We start from the raw sequence: 16,539 nt of genomic DNA, 5'->3' as shown, positions 1-16,539 counted from the left end.
GCGGACCCGCGCGCCGGAGGCGGGACCACGCGTCAGGCGTGACCATCCGCGGGGGGGCGACCACGCGTCAGGCCTGACCATCCGCGGGGGGCGACCACGCGCGCGGAGGGACCGCGCCCCTGCGGGGCGTCCCGCCGCGGGCGGGTCAGGCGGTGATGCGGTCGATCACCAGCGGGAGCAGGTCCTGGTTCGAGGTGGGTCCCACCTCGTAGGCGCCCTCCAGCGCCTCCAGCGCCCGGGAGAACCGCGCCGTCTCGTCGGTGTGCAGGGTCAGCAGCGGCTGCCCCTGCCTCACCAGGTCCCCCGGCTTGGCGTGCAGGGTGATGCCCGCCCCGAACGACACGGGGTCCTCCTTGCGCGCCCTGCCCGCCCCCAGACGCCAGGCGGCCAGCCCGACCCCGTAGGCGTCCAGGCGCGTCAGCACGCCGGAGGCGGGACACGACACGGTCATCGTCTCCGCCGCCCTGGGCAGCACCCCGTCGGGGTCCCCGCCCTGCGCGGTGATCATGCGGCGCCACGCGTCCATCGCCGAGCCGTCCTTCAACGCCTGCACAGGGTCCTTGCCCGACACGCCGGCCGCCTCCAGCATCTCCGTGGCCAGCCGTACGGTCAGCTCCACCACGTCCGAGGGGCCGCCTCCCGCGAGGACCTCGACCGACTCGGCCACCTCCAGCGCGTTGCCCACGGCCAGCCCCAGCGGCCGGTCCATCGCGGTGAGCAGCGCGACCGTGCGGACGCCGGCGTCGGCGCCGAGGGACACCATGGTGGCGGCGAGCTCGCGGGCCGAGTCGACGTCCTTCATGAACGCGCCCGAGCCGACCTTGACGTCGAGGACCAGCGACCCGGTCCCCTCGGCGATCTTCTTCGACATGATCGACGAGGCGATCAGCGGGATCGACTCGACGGTCCCCGTCACGTCGCGCAGGGCGTACAGCTTCTTGTCGGCGGGGGCGAGGCCGGAGCCCGCCGCGCAGACGACCGCTCCCGCCTCGCGCAGCACGGAGAGCATCTCCTCGTTGGACAGCGACGCCCGCCAGCCCGGAATGGACTCCAGCTTGTCCAGGGTGCCGCCGGTGTGGCCGAGGCCGCGGCCCGACAGCTGCGGGACGTAGGCGCCGCACGCCGCCACGAGCGGCGCGAGCGGCAGGGTGATCTTGTCGCCGACGCCTCCGGTGGAGTGCTTGTCCGCGGTCGGCCGGTCGAGCATCGACCAGTCCATGCGTTCGCCGGTGCGGATCATCGCCTGGGTCCAGTCGGCGATCTCGCGCCGGTCCATGCCGTTGAGCAGGATCGCCATGGCCAGGGCGGACATCTGCTCGTCGGCGACGTCACCGCGGGTGTAGGCGTCGATCACCCAGTCGATCTGCGCGGTCGTGAGCGCGCCGCGGCCGCGCTTGGTGACGATGACGTCGATGACATCCATGATCACGCCCCCCTGGACAGGTCGTCGGGCCCGAAGGCATGCGGCAGGATGTCGGCCATCCGCTTGGCGCCGTCCGGCGTCTCGACCAGCAACTCCTCGCCGCCGAACTCGAAGAGGAGCTGGCGGCAGCGCCCGCACGGCATGAGCAGCTCGCCGTGGCCGTCCACGCAGGTGAAGGCGACCAGCCGGCCGCCGCCGCTCGCGTGCAGCGCCGAGACGAGGCCGCACTCGGCGCACAGGCCGAGGCCGTAGGAGGCGTTCTCCACGTTGCAACCGGTGACGACGCGACCGTCGTCCACCAGGGCCGCGGCGCCCACGGGGAACTTGGAGTAGGGCGCGTAGGCGTTCTGCATCGCCTGCGTGGCCTCGTCCCTCAGCGCGTCCCAGTCGATGCTCAATGCTGCTCCCCGCGGCGGTAGCGCACGCCGTCGGCCTTGGGCATCCGCAGGTGCTGGGAGGCGACCAGGAGCACAAGCAGCGTCAGGACGTGCGGGGTGATGTAGACGAACTCGTTCGGCAGGCGGTCCACGGTCATCCACAGCCACATCAGCACGACCACGCCGCCCGCGGCGAACGCCATGACGGTGTACTCCTTGGCGCCCGCGACAGCCGCGGCGGGCGTCTCACGCCGCGACGACAGCAGCTGCCTGATCCTGTTGCCCACGTAGATGAGCAGCAGGATCGCGCCGAACAGGAAGAAGCCGGTCACGGCGGCCGAGCTGCGCAGTTGCAGGCCGTCGGCGTAGCCGAACAGCGACGCGCCCGCCGCGAGCCCGCCGGGTCGCCAGTTGCCGAAGATCATGGCGGCGAGGCCGATGAAGCCGCGGCCTCCTGTCTGGCCCTCGACGTACTTGGTGGTGAAGAAGACCAGGAACACGCCGCCGAGTCCGGCCAGCGCGCCCGAGGTGACGGTGGCGATGTACTTGGTGAGGTAGACGTTCACGCCGAGCGACTCGGCCGCCCACGGGTTCTCACCCGCCGAGCGCAGCCGGAGGCCGAACGCCGTGTGCCAGAGCACGAAGTAGGTCAGCGGGATCAGCGCGACGGCCACGATGACCAGGAGGCCCACGTCGTGGGTGAGCCCGCGCAGGATGCCGGCGATGTCGGAGATGAGGAACCAGTGCGTGTTCTCCAGCGTGCCGAGCAGGTCGGGCCCCGAGGAGAACAGCGGCAGGCTCACCTCGGGCGGGCTGGAGGACAGCGCGGGTGAGGTGGTGATGCCGGCTCCCGCCTCGGCGGCGGCGGTGCCCTCGGAGTACAGGACCTCGGACAGGAACCTGGTGATGCCGGGACCGAGCAGGTTGATCGCGACGCCGCTGATGATGTGGTCGACGCCGAAGCCGACGGTGGCGATCGCGTGAATCAGGCCGCCGACCGCGCCCGCCACGAGCCCGGCGACGAGGGCGGCGGGCCAGCCCCACTGGTAGCCCGCCCATCCGGCGAACCAGGTGCCGAGCACCATCATGCCTTCGAGGCCGATGTTGACCACGCCGGCCCGCTCCGCCCACAGTCCGCCCAGACCGGCCAGTCCGATGGGTACGGCCAGCACCAGCGCCGCCTGGAAGGTGCCGGACGAGGTGATGTCGACCTTGCCGGTGATCACCCTCACCAGGGAGAGCAGCAGGATGAGCACCGCGACGCCGATCAGCGTGAGGTGGTACTTCCTGACCTTGCGTGCCTCGACGGCGCTCATGCGGCCACCTCTACGCGGTTAGTCGTGGCGAGCTCTCGTGCGGCCCGCCGTTCCTCCTGGCGGAGCGCCATCCGGCTGGTGACCTCGTTGGCGATGACCACCAGCAGCACGATCGTGCCCTGCATGATCATGATGACCGAGGGCGGCACGTCCGCGAACTGCAGCGGCCCCTGCGCCCTGTCGAGGAAGCCGAACAGCAGGGCCGCGATCGCGATGCCGACCGGCTTGTTACGGCCGAGCAGCGCGACGGCGATGCCGAGGAAGCCGAGCCCGGCCGTGAAGCTGGTGCCGTAGTTGTGGGTGCGCCCGAGGATCTCCGGCAGCCCGATGAGCCCCGCGATGGCGCCCGAGAGCACCATCGCCGAGATGATCATCTTCTTGGGCTTGACGCCGGAGGCGAGCGCGGCGATGGAGTTGAGGCCGCTGGCCTTGACGTCGAAGCCGAAGCGGGTGCGCTCGAGCACCACCCACAGCAGGATGCCGAGCACGACCGCCACGCCGAGGAAGCCCCAAAGACCCGCGCCGCGCGGGGCGGGCAGCCCGAACATCGTGAACAGGAAGTTGAAATTCGGGAACCAGCCCGACTGCGGGATGTCGGCGGTCTGCACGGTCAGCTGGCCCTCCGGCCGGGGCCCCTGGAAGGGCCCGCGCAGCAGGAAGGCGGCCAGGTTGATCGCGATGTAGTTGAGCATGATGGTCGAGATGACCTCGTTGACGCCTCTGCCGACCTTCATCAGGGCGGGGATCAGCGCGTAGAGGCCGCCGACTGCCGCGGCGACGACGATGATGACGGCGATCTGGATCGGCGCGGGCGCCGAGAAGGTCGCGCCCACGTAGGCGGCGCAGATGGCCGCGATGCGGTACTGCCCCTCGACGCCGATGTTGAAGAGGTTCATCCGGAAGCCCACGGCCACCGCGAGACCGGCGATGAACAGCGGGACAGCCCTGTTGATCACGGTCGCGATGCCGTTGACCATGCTGTTGGGCGTCTCGCCGAAGTCGAAGAACGCGCCGAACGCGGACAGCGGGTCCGCTCCTGCGGCGAGGATGGCCACGCTGGAGATCATCATGGCCAGGACGATGGCGACGACGGCGCCGCCCACCGTCAGAAGCACGCGATTGAGCCCTGCGGGCATCATGACCCTTCCTCGGTGATGGCGCCTGTCATGTAGCCGCCGAGCTGCTCGGGCGTCACGTGTGCCGGGTCGAGCTTGGCCACCAGCCTGCCCCGGTAGATCACGTACAGGGTGTCGGACAGGCCGATCAGCTCGTCGAGGTCGGCCGAGATGAGCAGCACGGCCAGCCCCGCGGCCCTGGCGTTGCGCAGGTGGTCCCAGATGGAGGCCTGGGCGCCGACGTCCACGCCTCTGGTCGGGTGCGCGGCGATGAGGAACGAGGGCTCGCCGCTCATCTCCCTGCCGACGATCAGCTTCTGCTGGTTGCCGCCCGACAGGGCCAGCGCCAGGGTGTCGACGCTGGGTGTGCGCACGTCGTACTCCTTGACGATGCGCTCGGTGTCGGCCTTGGAGGCCTTCCTGTCGATCCAGATGCCCTTGCGGGCGGGCTTCCTGGTCTGGTGACCGAGGACCCTGTTCTCCCAGAGCGTGGCCTCCAGCAGCAGACCCTGGCGGTGGCGGTCCTCGGGGATGTAGCCGATGCCCGCCTCGCGACGCTTGAGCGTGGTCCACTCGCTGATGTCCTCGACACCCAGCGTGATCTGGCCGTGCGCCTCGCGCATGCCCATGATCGCCTCGATGAGCTCGGACTGGCCGTTGCCCTCGACGCCCGCGATGCCGACGATCTCGCCCCTGCGGATCTCGAAGGACACGTCGTTGAGCAGCAGCCTGCTGCCGCGCGTGAACTCCTGGACGGACATCCCCTTGGGCAGCGGGCGGAAGCCGTCGGCCTCCATCGTCAGGTTGGAGATCGCGAGCTCGACGGTGTCGGTGACCGTGGACTCGCGGGTCTCGGGGGTCGGCAGCTCGCTGCCGACCATCAGCTCGGCGAGCTGGCGGGCACTGGTGACCTGGCTGCGCGGCAGGCTCGCGACGGTGGTGCCGCGACGGATCACGGTGATCTCGTCGGCGATGCTGAGCACCTCGTCGAGCTTGTGCGAGATGAAGATGACGGTGAGACCGTCGGCCTTCAGTTCACGCAGATTGTCGAAGAGTTCCTCGACCTCCTGCGGCACGAGGACCGCGGTGGGCTCGTCGAGGATGAGGATGCGCGCGCCGCGGTAGAGGACCTTGAGGATCTCCACGCGCTGGCGGTCGCCGACGCCGAGGTCCTCGACGAGGCGGTCGGGGTCGACGCGCAGGCCGTGGGCCTCGGCCAGCTGCCTGATGCGATGGCGGGCGCCGGCCACGTCCAGGCGGCCGCCCTTCTTCGGCTCCGCGCCGAGGACGATGTTCTCCAGGACCGTCAGGTTGTCGGCCAGCATGAAGTGCTGGTGGACCATGCCGATGCCGGCCGAGATCGCGTCGCTCGGGGTACGGAAGCTGACGTCCTGGCCGTTCACCCTGATCTGGCCCTCGTCCGGCTTCTGCATGCCGTAAAGGATCTTCATCAGGGTCGACTTGCCAGCGCCGTTCTCACCACAGATGGCGTGGACGGTGCCCGCCTCGATGGTGATGCGGATGTCATGGTTGGCGACGACGCCGGGAAAACGCTTGGTGATGCCCTCCAGCTCGACGGCGGGTTTCGCCGGGGCGAGGGTGTCCGAGCTCATACGGTCTCCTGGAGAGCCGGGATAGAGCGAAGGCCCGGGGCATGCCCGGGCCTTGGCCTCGTGGGTTCCTATCCAGATTACGGCTTGCTCGGAACGGTGATTTCGCCGTCCACGATCTTCTTCTTCGCGGCGTCGATCTGCTCCTTGATGTCGTCGATCTCGCCACCGGTGGTGGACAGACCCACGCCATCGACCTTGAGGTCGTAGGTGTCGTTCTTGCCGCCCTTGGCGCCGCCCTGGAACGCCTTGATGAACTGGAACACGCCGACGTCGACGCGCTTGATCATCGAGGTCATGATGACCGGCTGCAGCGCGGTGTCCTTGACGGTCTGGCGCTGGTCGGAGTCGACGCCGATGGCCAGCTTCTTGGCCGCCGCGGCGGCCTGGAAGACGCCGGTGCCCGAGTCGCCGGCGGCGTGGTAGACGATGTCCGCGCCGTCCTGGTACATCTTCTCGGCGGCGATCTTGCCCTTGTCCGGGGCCTTGAAGCCGCTGAAGTCACCGTCAGGGGTGAGGTACTTCACGTCGAGCTTGGTGTCGGGCTTGGTGGCCTTGACACCGGCGGCGAAGCCCGCCTCGAACTTCTTGATCAGGTCGTTCTCGACGCCGCCCACGAAGCCGACGTGGTTCGCCTTGCTCTTCAGCGCCGCGGCCACGCCCGCCAGGTAGGAGCCCTGCTCCTCGGCGAACAGCAGACCCGTCACGTTGGGGGCGTTGGAGGCGGAGTCGACGACCGCGAACTCGATGTCCGTGTACTCCTGAGCCGCCTTCTTGATGTCCTCGCCGTAGGCGAAGCCGACGCCGATGATCGGGTTGTAGCCCGCCTCGGCCAGCTGGCGCAGCAGCTCACCGCGGTTGGAGCCGTCAGCGGCCGGGCTGAGCTCCTTGATCTCCGCGCCGAGCTCCTTCTGGGCCTGCTCGAGGCCCGCGTACGCGGCGTCGTTGAAGGACTTGTCACCGCGACCGCCGACGTCGAAGGCGAGGCCGACCTTCAGGCCGCTGGCCTTCGCCGGCTCGCTGGCCGCACCCGCGCTCGGAGCGGCGGAGCTGGTCGCGCCGGTGCTGCCGCCCCCACCACATGCCGCGGCCGCCATGAGCATGGCACCAGCGACGGTGCCGACCGCAATCCTGCCGAATCGCTTGCTGAGCAAGGCGACTCCTTCCATTTCCCCGCCGTCCAACTTTCATCGCACGCGCGAAGAAACGCACGGCAACCCTGCACGGAAGATAGTTGTTCGGCCATGACACTCCAAACCAGCACACAGGTCCGCAACCGCTCCGTTATCGACATCAAGCGCGTCTGTGACCTGAGAGCGGGTTCGGGGCGCCTGACCTGCAGCTTATGAGCGGGCATCGGACCCACCAAGCGGTCTTTACCCAACTTTGCCGTAAGTCAAGATCTTGCCGTCAAGCCGGAGATTTCGTTGGATGGCTAGAAATTTCACATACCACCTGGAGCACCCCCCATGCGCATCCGGAGGACGATCGCGGTCCCGCTGGCCGCCGTGCTGATCGCGGCGGCGGGCGCGAACCCCGCCTTATCCGAGACAGGACCGACCCAGCCCATCTACTCCAGGGCCGACGCCATCAAGCAGACCGTCTTCGTCGAAGTCGCGGGCGTCGACAGCGACCGCGACGGCCAGAACGACAGAGTAGCGGCCGACTTCCTGCGGCCGAAGGAAACCGACACCGGACTCAAGGTCCCGATCATCATGGAGTCGAGCCCCTACTACGCGGGCATCGACGGCAGTGTCCCCAACCACAAGGTCGACGTCGACGAGAACGGCAACCCGCTCCCCGGCATCCGTGCCGCCGAGACCAAGGCCGCGGTCGAGACCTTCCCCGGCTACTACGACAACTACTTCGTCCCCCGCGGCTACGCCGTGGCCAGAGTCGAGAGCCTCGGCAGCGGCCGCTCCACCGGCTGCCCCACCACGGGCGACGCCCAGGAGACCGCGGGCCCCAAGGCCGTCATCGACTGGCTGAACGGCAGGGCCAAGGGCTTCGACGCCGCGGGCAACCCCGTCACCGCCTCGTGGTCCACGGGCAACGTCGGCATGATCGGCGTCTCCTACAACGGCACGCTGCCCAACCAGGTGGCCGCCACCGGCGTCGAGGGGCTCAAGACGATCGTGCCCATCGCCGCCATCTCCTCCTGGTACGACTACTACCGCGCCAACGGCGGCGTCCTCGCGCCGGGCGGCTACCAGGGCGAGGACGCCGACGTCATGGCGAAAGCCGTACTGACCAGGGCCGGCAAGGAGATCTGCGCGCCCGTGATGGACGAGTTCACCGCCGCCCAGGACCGCATCACCGGCGACTACAGCGACTTCTGGGCCGCGCGCGACTTCCTCGTCAACGTCGACAAGGTCAAGGCCAGCGTCTTCCTCGTCCACGGGCTCAACGACTGGAACGTCAAGACCAAGCAGGCCGCGCAGTGGTGGCAGGCGCTGGCCGAACGGCACGTCCCCCGTAAGATCTGGCTGCACCAGGGCGCGCACGCCGACCCCTTCAACGTCAGGACCGTCGAGTGGCTGCGACAGCTCCACCTGTGGTTCGACCACTGGCTCTACGGGATCGACACGGGCATCATGCGTGAGCCGCAGGCCGATGTGGAGATCGGGCCTGGGCAGTGGAACCAGCACGCCGCCTGGCCGCTGCCCGGCGCGCTTCCCGTACGGCTCTGGCTGGGCTCCTCCGCCAGGCTGGGCCTGCTCCCCCGGCCACTGTCAGGCCGTGAGTCCTACGTCGACCAGAACACCCGCACCGCGGAGCAACTCGTCGAGTCGGCGCCCGCCGCGGACCCCAACAGGCTCGCCTACCTGACCGGCCCCCTGTCGACCGACGTCAGGATCTCCGGCACGCCCAAGGTCTCGGTGCGGGCGTCGTTCAGGGACGGGGCCTCGCCGTACCTGACCGCGCTGCTGGTCGACTACGGCACCGACGCCAGAGCCAACGGGCGGCTGGTGAACACCGGGCAGCAGTACTGCTACGGAGAGGCGGTGCCTGGCGAGACCGGATGCACGTCCATCTACCGGCACGGAACGGTCGAGGCACCATACAAGATCGTCTCGCGGGGATGGCTGGACGTCCGGAACCGGCACCGCGCCGACAGGACGGACCCGATCCGCGCAGGCAAGGCCTACACCTTCCGCTGGGACTTCCAGCCGCAGGACTACCTGTTCAAGAAGGGGCACAAGATCGGGCTCGTGCTGACGTCGACGGACTACGACTTCACGCTGCGGTACCCGGCGGGAACGAAGGTGGAGCTCTCACCCGGGGCCTCGTCGCTGGAGCTGCCGGTCGTCTTCGGCCGCCTCTCCTAGCCGAGCGGCCTTCCCTGTACGGCGAGCGGCTCCCGGCCGCTCGCCGTACCGGTGCACGGGCGGACCACCCGCCGTCGCCGGTGCAGGACAGCGTCGGAGCAGACACCGTCGGCAGGGAACTCTACGTCGGCGAACGGGCCATCCAGTGCCCTCCGGCACGCGACCCGGGCCCCGAGCCCGTCAGATGAGCTCGACGACCGTCTGCTCGGCCACCTGTCCAGGACGGTGTCCCTCCCACAGGGCGGTCAACGCGGTCGCCGCCATGAAGCGCACCCCGCTCCCGATCGCGCTCTCGTCGACGTCGAAGGTGCCCTGGTGGATGTCGTACTCGAGCCCGCCGGGCGAGCGCGTGCCGAGCCTGGCGAACGCGCCGGGGATCGACTCGAGGTACCAGGCGAAGTCCTCACCGCCCAGCGACTGCTGCGTGGGAACGACCGCGCCGGTTCCGAGAGCCCGCTCGGCCGCCTCGGCCAGCATCTGGACGCTCTCCTCGTCGTTGACGACCGGCGGGACGCCTCGCGTGTAGTCCATGGTGGCCTCGACGCCGTACGCGCCCGCGACCGACTCCAGCAGCGCCTTGATCAGGTCGGGCGCGGCGTGCCAGGCCGACTCGTCGAGGCAGCGGACGGTGCCCTCGGCGATGCCGTCGTCGGGGATGGCGTTGGCGGCGGAGCCCGCCTCGACGCGGCCCCACACCAGCGAGAGTGACGAGCGGGGGTCGACCCTGCGGGAGAGCGCGGCCGGCAGCTCGGTGAGGATCTTGGCGAGGGCGAAGACGAGGTCGGCGGTCAGGTGGGGCCTGGCGGTGTGGCCGCCAGGGCCGCTGACGCGGATGGCGAGCTTGTCGCAGGCGGAGGTGATGGGACCGGCCTTGAGACCGACCTGGCCGACGTCGACGCGCGGGTCGCAGTGGAGGCCGAAGATGCGGTCGACACCGCTGATGCCGCCGTGGGCCATGACTTCGAGCGCGCCGCCCGGCAGTTCCTCGGCGGGCTGGAACAGCAGGCGCACCCGCCCGGGCAGCAGGCCTTCGGCGGCCTGGCGGGCGAGGAAGAGCGAGGTGCCGAGCAGGATCGTGGTGTGGACGTCGTGCCCGCAGGCGTGGCAGACGCCCTGGACGGTCGACCGGTACGACACGTCCTTCTCGTCGGGAAGAGCGAGCGCGTCGATGTCGGCGCGGAGCGCGATCGTGGGCCCGTCACCGCTGCCGACCTCGCAGATCAGACCGGTGCCTCGCGGCAGCACGGACGGGTTGAGACCCGCGGCGGCGAGCCGGTCGACGATCTTCTGGGTCGTGCGGTACTCGGCGAAGGCGAGCTCTGGGTGCATGTGCAGGTCGCGGCGGAAGGCCACCAGATCCTGCTCGTGCTCCGCCAGGAACGCGTCGAGTTCCCCCCGCAGCTCACGTCCCCGCATTAGTCACCGTCCCGTCACGTGCGACAGCGCCGTCGCACGGCTCAATACGCCGTTTCCTCCAGCGATCACGCGATTCAGCCGCCCGGTCGGGGAAGCTGCCCGGTGAAGCAAATGCCACACACCCGAGCGATGAGCGGGATTGGCCGTAAGCCCGATGGCGATGCCATCGACTTTATCTCCCCTGCCGACCTTCTCGCGGACAACTACACCAAAAGTTGGGCTGAGGCATGCCCGTAACCGCAGGTCGTCACGTTGGGTGAGGGCTCACCTGGTCCGGAAATAGTCACATCGGATCAGTAAATTGTCACCCGTTGTGGCCACTGCCAAACGTTGACGCCGTCCCAAATCCTGTCACCTTATGTCCTGGTGATCACACTGCTGCGATGCATGCCAATGAGAAGAATGCGTGTTTCACTCGCTATATGATCACTAATATCCCGTTCGGGGGGAAGCATGCACGCTTGAGCATCTTCGAGCCGAGCGAGGGGACCCTGGTGGTCGTGCCCTCGCTCTCCCTGCCGCAGGATGAGCTCCGCCGCATCAAGGCAGCAAGGTGTTACGAGGAGCGCCTGCTCTTCCTCCTGCTGACCCTGCGCGCGCCGGGGATCTCGGTGGTCTACCTCTCCTCGATGCCGATCGATCAGGAGATCGTCGACTACTACTTCAGCTTCCTTCCCGATCCGGACGACGCGGCCAGGCGGCTGCACCTGATCACGGTGAACGACCCGGACAGCCAGCCGCTGACCAGGACCCTGCTCGACCGACCCGAGGTGATCGACCGGGTACGGAGCGTCATCGGGGACGACGCGTGGCTGGTGCCGTTCGTCATGAGCGATCTGGAGGAGCAGCTCGCCGCGTCACTCAACGTCCCCATCTACGGACCGGCCATGTCGCTGGCCCACTACGGCTCGAAGAGCGGGGCTCGCGAGGTCGGCACGGAGGCGGGCGTGCCGATGGCGCGCGGTTTCGGCGACCTGTACACGATGGCGCAGATCGAGGACGCCGTGCTGTCGCTGCCCGGCGAGCGCGTCATGGTCAAGCTGAACGACGGCTACTCGGGCCTCGGAAACGCGATCGTGCCCAAGGACGATTGGACGCGCACCGAGTTCTCCGCCGGCGCGGACGAGACCTGGGCGGGCTTCGCCGCCAAGCTCGCCGAGCGGGGCGGCGTGGTCGAGGAGTTCATCGAGCACCGGCCGCTCTACTACCCCAGCGCGCTGGCCAGGATCACCCCCGGCGGCCACTACGACGTGGTCGCCACCCACGACCAGGTGCTCGACGGCCCGGTCTACCAGGGCTGCACCTTCCCCGCCAGGTCCGAGTACCGCCAGGAGGTCAGTGCCTCCGCCACGAAGATCGCCAAACTGCTGGCGGAGCGGGGCGTGGTCGGCCTGTTCGGCATGGACTTCTTCGCGATGAAGACCGACGCGGGCTACGCGGCGCTGCTGTGCGAGGTGAACCTGCGCATCGGCGGCACCACCCACCCGTTCGGCGCGGCGCTGCTCACCACAGACGCCGTCTACGACCCCGCCACGGGGTTACTGATGTGCGGGAACCAGCCGAAGTACTACACCGCCACCGACAACTGCTCGGCGGGCTGCCTGCGCGGCTACACGCCCGGCCAGGTGGTGCGGATGGTCGAACGGCTGGGGCTCGGCTTCGACCGGCGCCGCCGTACGGGGAACGTGCTGCACCTGCTCGGCGCCATCCCCGAGCACGGGAAGCTGGGCTTCACCACCATCGGCGACTCCCGCGAGGAGGCCGAGGAACTGCACAGGCTCACCCGTCAGGCGCTCTGCGGCGGCTGACCGACTCCACGGGCGGGCGCGCCGGATCGAGGGCCCACGTGGTCCTCGCGCCCGCCTCACATCCGGCCTGGACCCCGGGCATCAGCGGCCCTTGTCAACCTTTCTGCCGGACGGCGCCTCTGTAGCCGCGCCAGCCGATCAGGGCGAGCACCACGCCCAGGACCACGTTCACGGCGATGAGTATGCCGTGCACCACGTAGAAGCCGGTCGGATGCCCGTCGGCGAGGTTGAATCCAAGATTGATCCACTCGAACACCATGAACGCGCCAATGATGATCAGGAATCCGGCGATCTTTCGTGACATGCCCATCTCTCTGGTTCTTGGCGGGTAGTGACGCCTCATGCGCTATGTCACGAAGCTACGCTGAGGTCGCTATGGGGACGAAACTGGTGCCGGTCGCGGCACTTCTCGCCGCGGTCGTTCTGGCCGCAGGCCCTGCCTTGGCCGAACCGCCCGCCGCCGAAGGCCCGCTGGGCGGCGACCGACTGGCCGGCAGGGGCCTGATCGTGCCCAAGGGCGTGAAGGCACCGCCGAAGACGAAGGCCACCTCCTTCGTCATCGCAGACGCCGAGACAGGACAGGTGCTCGCCGCCAAGAACCCCCACGGCCGCTACTTGCCCGCGAGCACGCTCAAGACGCTCACCGCGCTCGCGCTCATCCCCAAGCTCGACAGGAACCTCAAGGTCAAGCCCAGCAGGACGGCCGTCAACCAGGAGGGCAGCGCGGTGGGCCTGTCCACCAAGCCCATCTACAAGGTCGACGACCTGTTCAAGGCGCTCATGCTCACCTCGGGCAACGACGCGGCGATGGCGCTGGCCGAGGCGAACGGCGGGCTCTCGACGACGCTCGCCGACATGAACTCCGAGGCCAAGCGCCTGCAGGCCAACGACACGGTGGCCAAGACGCCCAGCGGCCTGGACAAGCCAGGACAGAGCAGCTCGGCCTACGACCTGGCGCTGATAGCCCGCGCGGGCCTGGCCAACCCCGAGTTCCGCAGGTACGTCAGCCTCAAGACCTCGCGCTTCCCCGCGCCCAAGGGCTACTACGAGATCGGCAACCACAACAAGCTGCTGTGGCGGTACAAGGGCATGGTCGGCGTCAAGAACGGCTGGACCTCCAAGGCCCTCGGAAGCTTCGTCGGCGCGGCCACCCGCGACGGGCACACGATCATCGTGACGATCATGCGGCACGACGGCTACTTCTGGGAGGAGGTCGAGCATCTGCTCGACTGGGGCTTCGCCATGCGCGGCAAGTCCACCCCCGTGGGCACGCTGGTGGACCCACTGCCCGCGCAGCCGGTGACGAAGCAGGTGCAGGCGCCGGCCGTGCCCGCCGCTCCCGCCGCCGCGCCGGCGCAGGGCGCCGGTTCGGAGCCCGGGACGAGCCGCGCGATCGGCGCCCTCGCGATCGGCGCGGGCGTGCTCGGCGGCGCGGGGTGGCTGTTCTACGGCATGCGCAGGCGCAGGACCGCCCGCGAATCATCGCGTACGGCAGGCCGCCGATAGCCCACCGCGGTCACCGCTGACCGCCCGTCCATCACGCCGCTCCAGCCGGACTCCGGCGCGCCGCCGTCACGTCGCCCGCTTGACTCCGGTATGCCACCGTCACGTCCTCCGGTCAGCCGGACTCCGGTATGCCGCCGTCACATCCACCGGTCCAACCGGACTCCGGTGTGCCGCCGTCGCGTCGCCCGCTTCAGTAACCCAGCGGGAGGCTTCCGTCGGAGGGCACCGGAGTCGGGTCGGGCGGCGGGTGCAAGCCGGCGGTCGCGGTCCACGCTGCCACGTAGAGCGTCAGCCGCGCCGAGAAGTTGATCCACAGCAGCAACCCCGCGGTCACGGCGAACGTCCCGTACACGGGGTTGCTCAGCGTGCCCGCCAGCAGCAGCGTCGCCACCTGCTTCAGCGCGCCGAACCCGATCGCGCCGAGCAAAGCCCCCCTGGCCAGGACCTTGAACGGCTGGGCCGTCCTGGCCACCCAGCCCAGGACGATGAGGAACAGCACCCAGTCGGCGCCCACGCTGGCCGCGATGCCGACCATGGCCAGCGTGAACGTGGCGCCCGCCGACGCCTCCACGCCGAGGAACCTCGCCACGGTCGTCGTCGCCTGGGTGGCGAAGCCGCCTACCAGTGTCGAGATGACGAGCGTGACCCCGAGCATGAGCAGCGTGGCCAGGTCGCGAGCCTTGCCGACGACGAAGTTGGGCGGTGGCGCGGCCGTCATCGACATCTCGCGCAACGCGCCGCGCAGGGCGTCGATCGCGCCGAGCCCCGCGTACAGCAGACCGACCAGACCGATCACCCCGGCGCTCGTCCGGGCCTGCGCGATCCCTTCCAGGTTGATGAGGTCGGCAAGGCCGGGAAGCTGCTCGGAGATGGACTTCTCCAGCGCGTCGCGGAGTTCGGTCCGCTCCTGGAGGATGTAGCCGAACACCGCGAAGGCCAGCGCGATGATGGGGAAGAGCGACAGGAACGCGTAGTAGGTGACAGCGCCGGCCAGCCGGTCACCGCTCTGCATCTGGTATCGCTGCACCGTCCTGATCAGGTGGTCGACCGCGTGCCATCGCACCCTGGCTCGTGTGGTCGTCCGGCGACTCCATTCCTTGACCGCGCCGATCCGGTCGACCCATGTGCTCATGACGAATGCTTCTACCCGATGTGGCCCTGATACAGCCAGCAACCCGGGCTCTTGCCGCCCGAATCCTGACGCCTCCCGACACTCCCCACCCGGTCCAGGTGGGTGCCGTGTCCGAAGCCGGAGGCGCGGGTGTCAGGCCGTGACCACGCGAGGTGTCCGGTTCCCGCACCCGAGGCGGCGGGGGCGCATGGTGATCACACGATCTCCCCGCCCTCGATGCCGGGGCGCGGGTGTCACACGGACGCCAGGCGGCCTGCACGCTTCAGGACACGCCCCGACACCATCACGGTGTCGACCGCGCTGGTGTCCGCGTTGAGCACCACCGCGCCGATCACGTCCTGCGCACCGGCCATCGAGGGCGTGTCGGTCCGCAGGAGCTGCAGGTCGGCCTGCTTGCCGACACGCAGCGATCCGGTGACGTCCGCGAGCCCGACCACCTCGGCCCCCTCGATCGTCGCCATCCGCAGCGCGTCACGGGTGGTGAACCCCAGTCCCGCGCCCTCGGGCCTGCCCCGCTCCAGGGCGTGGGCGGTCCGCATCATCCCGAACATGTCGCCGGGGCCGCTGGTCACCGCGTCGGCGCTGAACGAGGCGGGGATGCCGAACTCCCTCGCCCTGCCGGTGACGGGGTATCCGATCGCCAGCGCCATCTCGCTGAACGGCGAGACCGACACGCTGCCGCCGCTGTCCGCGATCCGCTTGAGGTGCTCGTCGGTGTAGTAGTTGGCGTGGATGTAGGTGGTACGTGGGCCGCCCATGAAGCCGTGCGCGTCGAGGAAGGCCAGGCCGCGTTCGGCGCTCTCGGCCCCGTGGCCGCCCATGTGGACGCTCACCGTGAGGTCGAGCTCCTGGGCGAGCCGCCATTCGCCCGCCGCCCGTGCGAGGTCGCCGAATTCGGGGCCGAAGGCGGCGACTGCCATGCTCACCAGGTCTCCGGTGAGCGCCTCGCGGACCCGCCGCCCCTCGGGCGCCATCTGGTCCTGGTCCGTTCCGCCATAGCAGAAGCCGAAGACGGCCCTGATGCCGGAGGCGGTGAGCGCGTCCACGGCGGCGTCGGTGTGCTCCGGCGTGAACTGCACGTGCGACCAGTCGAGCATGGTCGTGATGCCACTGTCCAGGCATTCGCGCGCGCCTGCCGCGATCCCCGCGTGGACGTCGCCGGGGCCGAAGCGCGGCCCCAGCTCGCCGAGCACGTGTTCCACGTAGCCGCCCAGCGTGGTGTCGGGGGCGACGGCCCTGATCGTCGACTGCCAGGTGTGCCGGTGGCTGTCGACGAACCCCGGCAGCACGATCATGCCGGTCGCGTCGATCTCCGCGACCCCCTCCGCGGTCAGGTCGGGCCCGACCGCCGCGATCCTTCCCTCCCTGACAAGCACGTCGACCTCGCCGAGCACGACGGGCTGCGGCTCGGTGTCGATGACGACGCCGTTCTTGATGATCCATGAATTACTCATATGAAAAGCTTAGAGAGAAGCTTTTCGAAAAGCAATATGCCTGCGAGTATCCT

The 16,539-nt window shown here is 69.3% G+C and carries 13 protein-coding genes; 3 read left to right on the top strand and 10 right to left on the bottom strand.

Going from position 1 to position 16,539, the window contains the following annotated elements; translation table 11 throughout:
- Nucleotides 1-145 precede the first annotated feature (145 nt).
- The 6 genes from ACFSKW_RS08565 to ACFSKW_RS08540 all read right to left on the bottom strand — a co-directional run bounded on the left by ACFSKW_RS08565 (nt 146) and on the right by ACFSKW_RS08540 (nt 6,995).
- Complete coding sequence (locus ACFSKW_RS08565; protein ID WP_379570932.1) at nt 146-1,423, bottom strand: thymidine phosphorylase; 1,278 nt, start codon at nt 1,421-1,423, stop codon at nt 146-148.
- Between the two features lie 2 nt (nt 1,424-1,425).
- Complete coding sequence (locus ACFSKW_RS08560; protein ID WP_379570930.1) at nt 1,426-1,821, bottom strand: cytidine deaminase; 396 nt, start codon at nt 1,819-1,821, stop codon at nt 1,426-1,428.
- The gene (locus ACFSKW_RS08555) at nt 1,818-3,116 is read right to left on the bottom strand and encodes an ABC transporter permease (RefSeq protein WP_379570928.1); all 1,299 of its coding nucleotides are present in this window, start codon (nt 3,114-3,116) and stop codon (nt 1,818-1,820) included. Before ACFSKW_RS08555 ends, ACFSKW_RS08560 begins: the two co-directional genes overlap by 4 nt.
- On the bottom strand, nt 3,113-4,255 hold the full coding sequence (locus ACFSKW_RS08550) for an ABC transporter permease (RefSeq protein WP_379570926.1): 1,143 nt from the start codon (nt 4,253-4,255) through the stop codon (nt 3,113-3,115). The genes ACFSKW_RS08555 and ACFSKW_RS08550 overlap by 4 nt, the downstream gene beginning before the upstream one ends.
- Nucleotides 4,252-5,844: an ABC transporter ATP-binding protein gene (locus ACFSKW_RS08545; RefSeq protein ID WP_379570924.1), complete on the bottom strand. Its 1,593-nt coding sequence runs from the start codon at nt 5,842-5,844 to the stop codon at nt 4,252-4,254. The genes ACFSKW_RS08550 and ACFSKW_RS08545 overlap by 4 nt, the downstream gene beginning before the upstream one ends.
- Nucleotides 5,845-5,921: 77 nt before the next feature.
- Nucleotides 5,922-6,995 carry a BMP family lipoprotein gene (locus ACFSKW_RS08540; protein WP_379570922.1) on the bottom strand — a complete coding sequence of 358 codons (1,074 nt, stop codon included), beginning with the start codon at nt 6,993-6,995 and terminating at the stop codon, nt 5,922-5,924.
- Nucleotides 6,996-7,310: 315 nt separating this feature from the next.
- On the opposite strand from ACFSKW_RS08540, the gene ACFSKW_RS08535 reads away from it, so the two are divergent.
- On the top strand, nt 7,311-9,170 hold the full coding sequence (locus ACFSKW_RS08535; RefSeq protein ID WP_379570920.1) for a Xaa-Pro dipeptidyl-peptidase: 1,860 nt from the start codon (nt 7,311-7,313) through the stop codon (nt 9,168-9,170).
- 180 nt (nt 9,171-9,350) lie between these two features.
- On the opposite strand, the gene ACFSKW_RS08530 is transcribed toward ACFSKW_RS08535, so the two are convergent.
- Nucleotides 9,351-10,586, bottom strand: coding sequence for a M20 family metallopeptidase (locus ACFSKW_RS08530; protein WP_379570918.1), 1,236 nt, complete (start codon nt 10,584-10,586; stop codon nt 9,351-9,353).
- A gap of 461 nt (nt 10,587-11,047) precedes the next feature.
- Here ACFSKW_RS08530 and ACFSKW_RS08525 point away from each other — a divergent pair, with 461 nt between their 5' ends.
- Nucleotides 11,048-12,394 (top strand): peptide ligase PGM1-related protein, encoded by a 1,347-nt coding sequence (locus ACFSKW_RS08525; protein WP_379570916.1) that lies wholly within the window; start codon nt 11,048-11,050, stop codon nt 12,392-12,394.
- Between the two features lie 94 nt (nt 12,395-12,488).
- On the opposite strand, the gene ACFSKW_RS08520 is transcribed toward ACFSKW_RS08525, so the two are convergent.
- Entirely contained in the window at nt 12,489-12,698 is a 210-nt protein-coding gene (locus tag ACFSKW_RS08520) for an SCO4848 family membrane protein (protein WP_379570914.1), read from the bottom strand.
- Between the two features lie 71 nt (nt 12,699-12,769).
- Between ACFSKW_RS08520 and ACFSKW_RS08515 the strand changes: the two genes are divergently transcribed.
- Entirely contained in the window at nt 12,770-13,900 is a 1,131-nt protein-coding gene (locus ACFSKW_RS08515; protein ID WP_379570912.1) for a D-alanyl-D-alanine carboxypeptidase family protein, read from the top strand.
- Nucleotides 13,901-14,090: 190 nt separating this feature from the next.
- On the opposite strand, the gene ACFSKW_RS08510 is transcribed toward ACFSKW_RS08515, so the two are convergent.
- Complete coding sequence (locus ACFSKW_RS08510; protein WP_379570910.1) at nt 14,091-15,032, bottom strand: YihY/virulence factor BrkB family protein; 942 nt, start codon at nt 15,030-15,032, stop codon at nt 14,091-14,093.
- 233 nt (nt 15,033-15,265) lie between these two features.
- A complete protein-coding gene (locus ACFSKW_RS08505) occupies nt 15,266-16,486 on the bottom strand; it encodes an amidohydrolase family protein (protein ID WP_379570908.1) in 1,221 nt (406 codons plus the stop codon).
- Nucleotides 16,487-16,539: the final 53 nt, after the last annotated feature.

Source organism: Nonomuraea mangrovi, assembly GCF_042681425.1.
GTDB classification, from domain to species: Bacteria; Actinomycetota; Actinomycetes; order Streptosporangiales; family Streptosporangiaceae; genus Nonomuraea; species Nonomuraea mangrovi.
The sequence above is the reverse complement of the archived record's forward strand: the minus strand, read 5'-3'. Positions and strand labels throughout refer to the sequence as shown.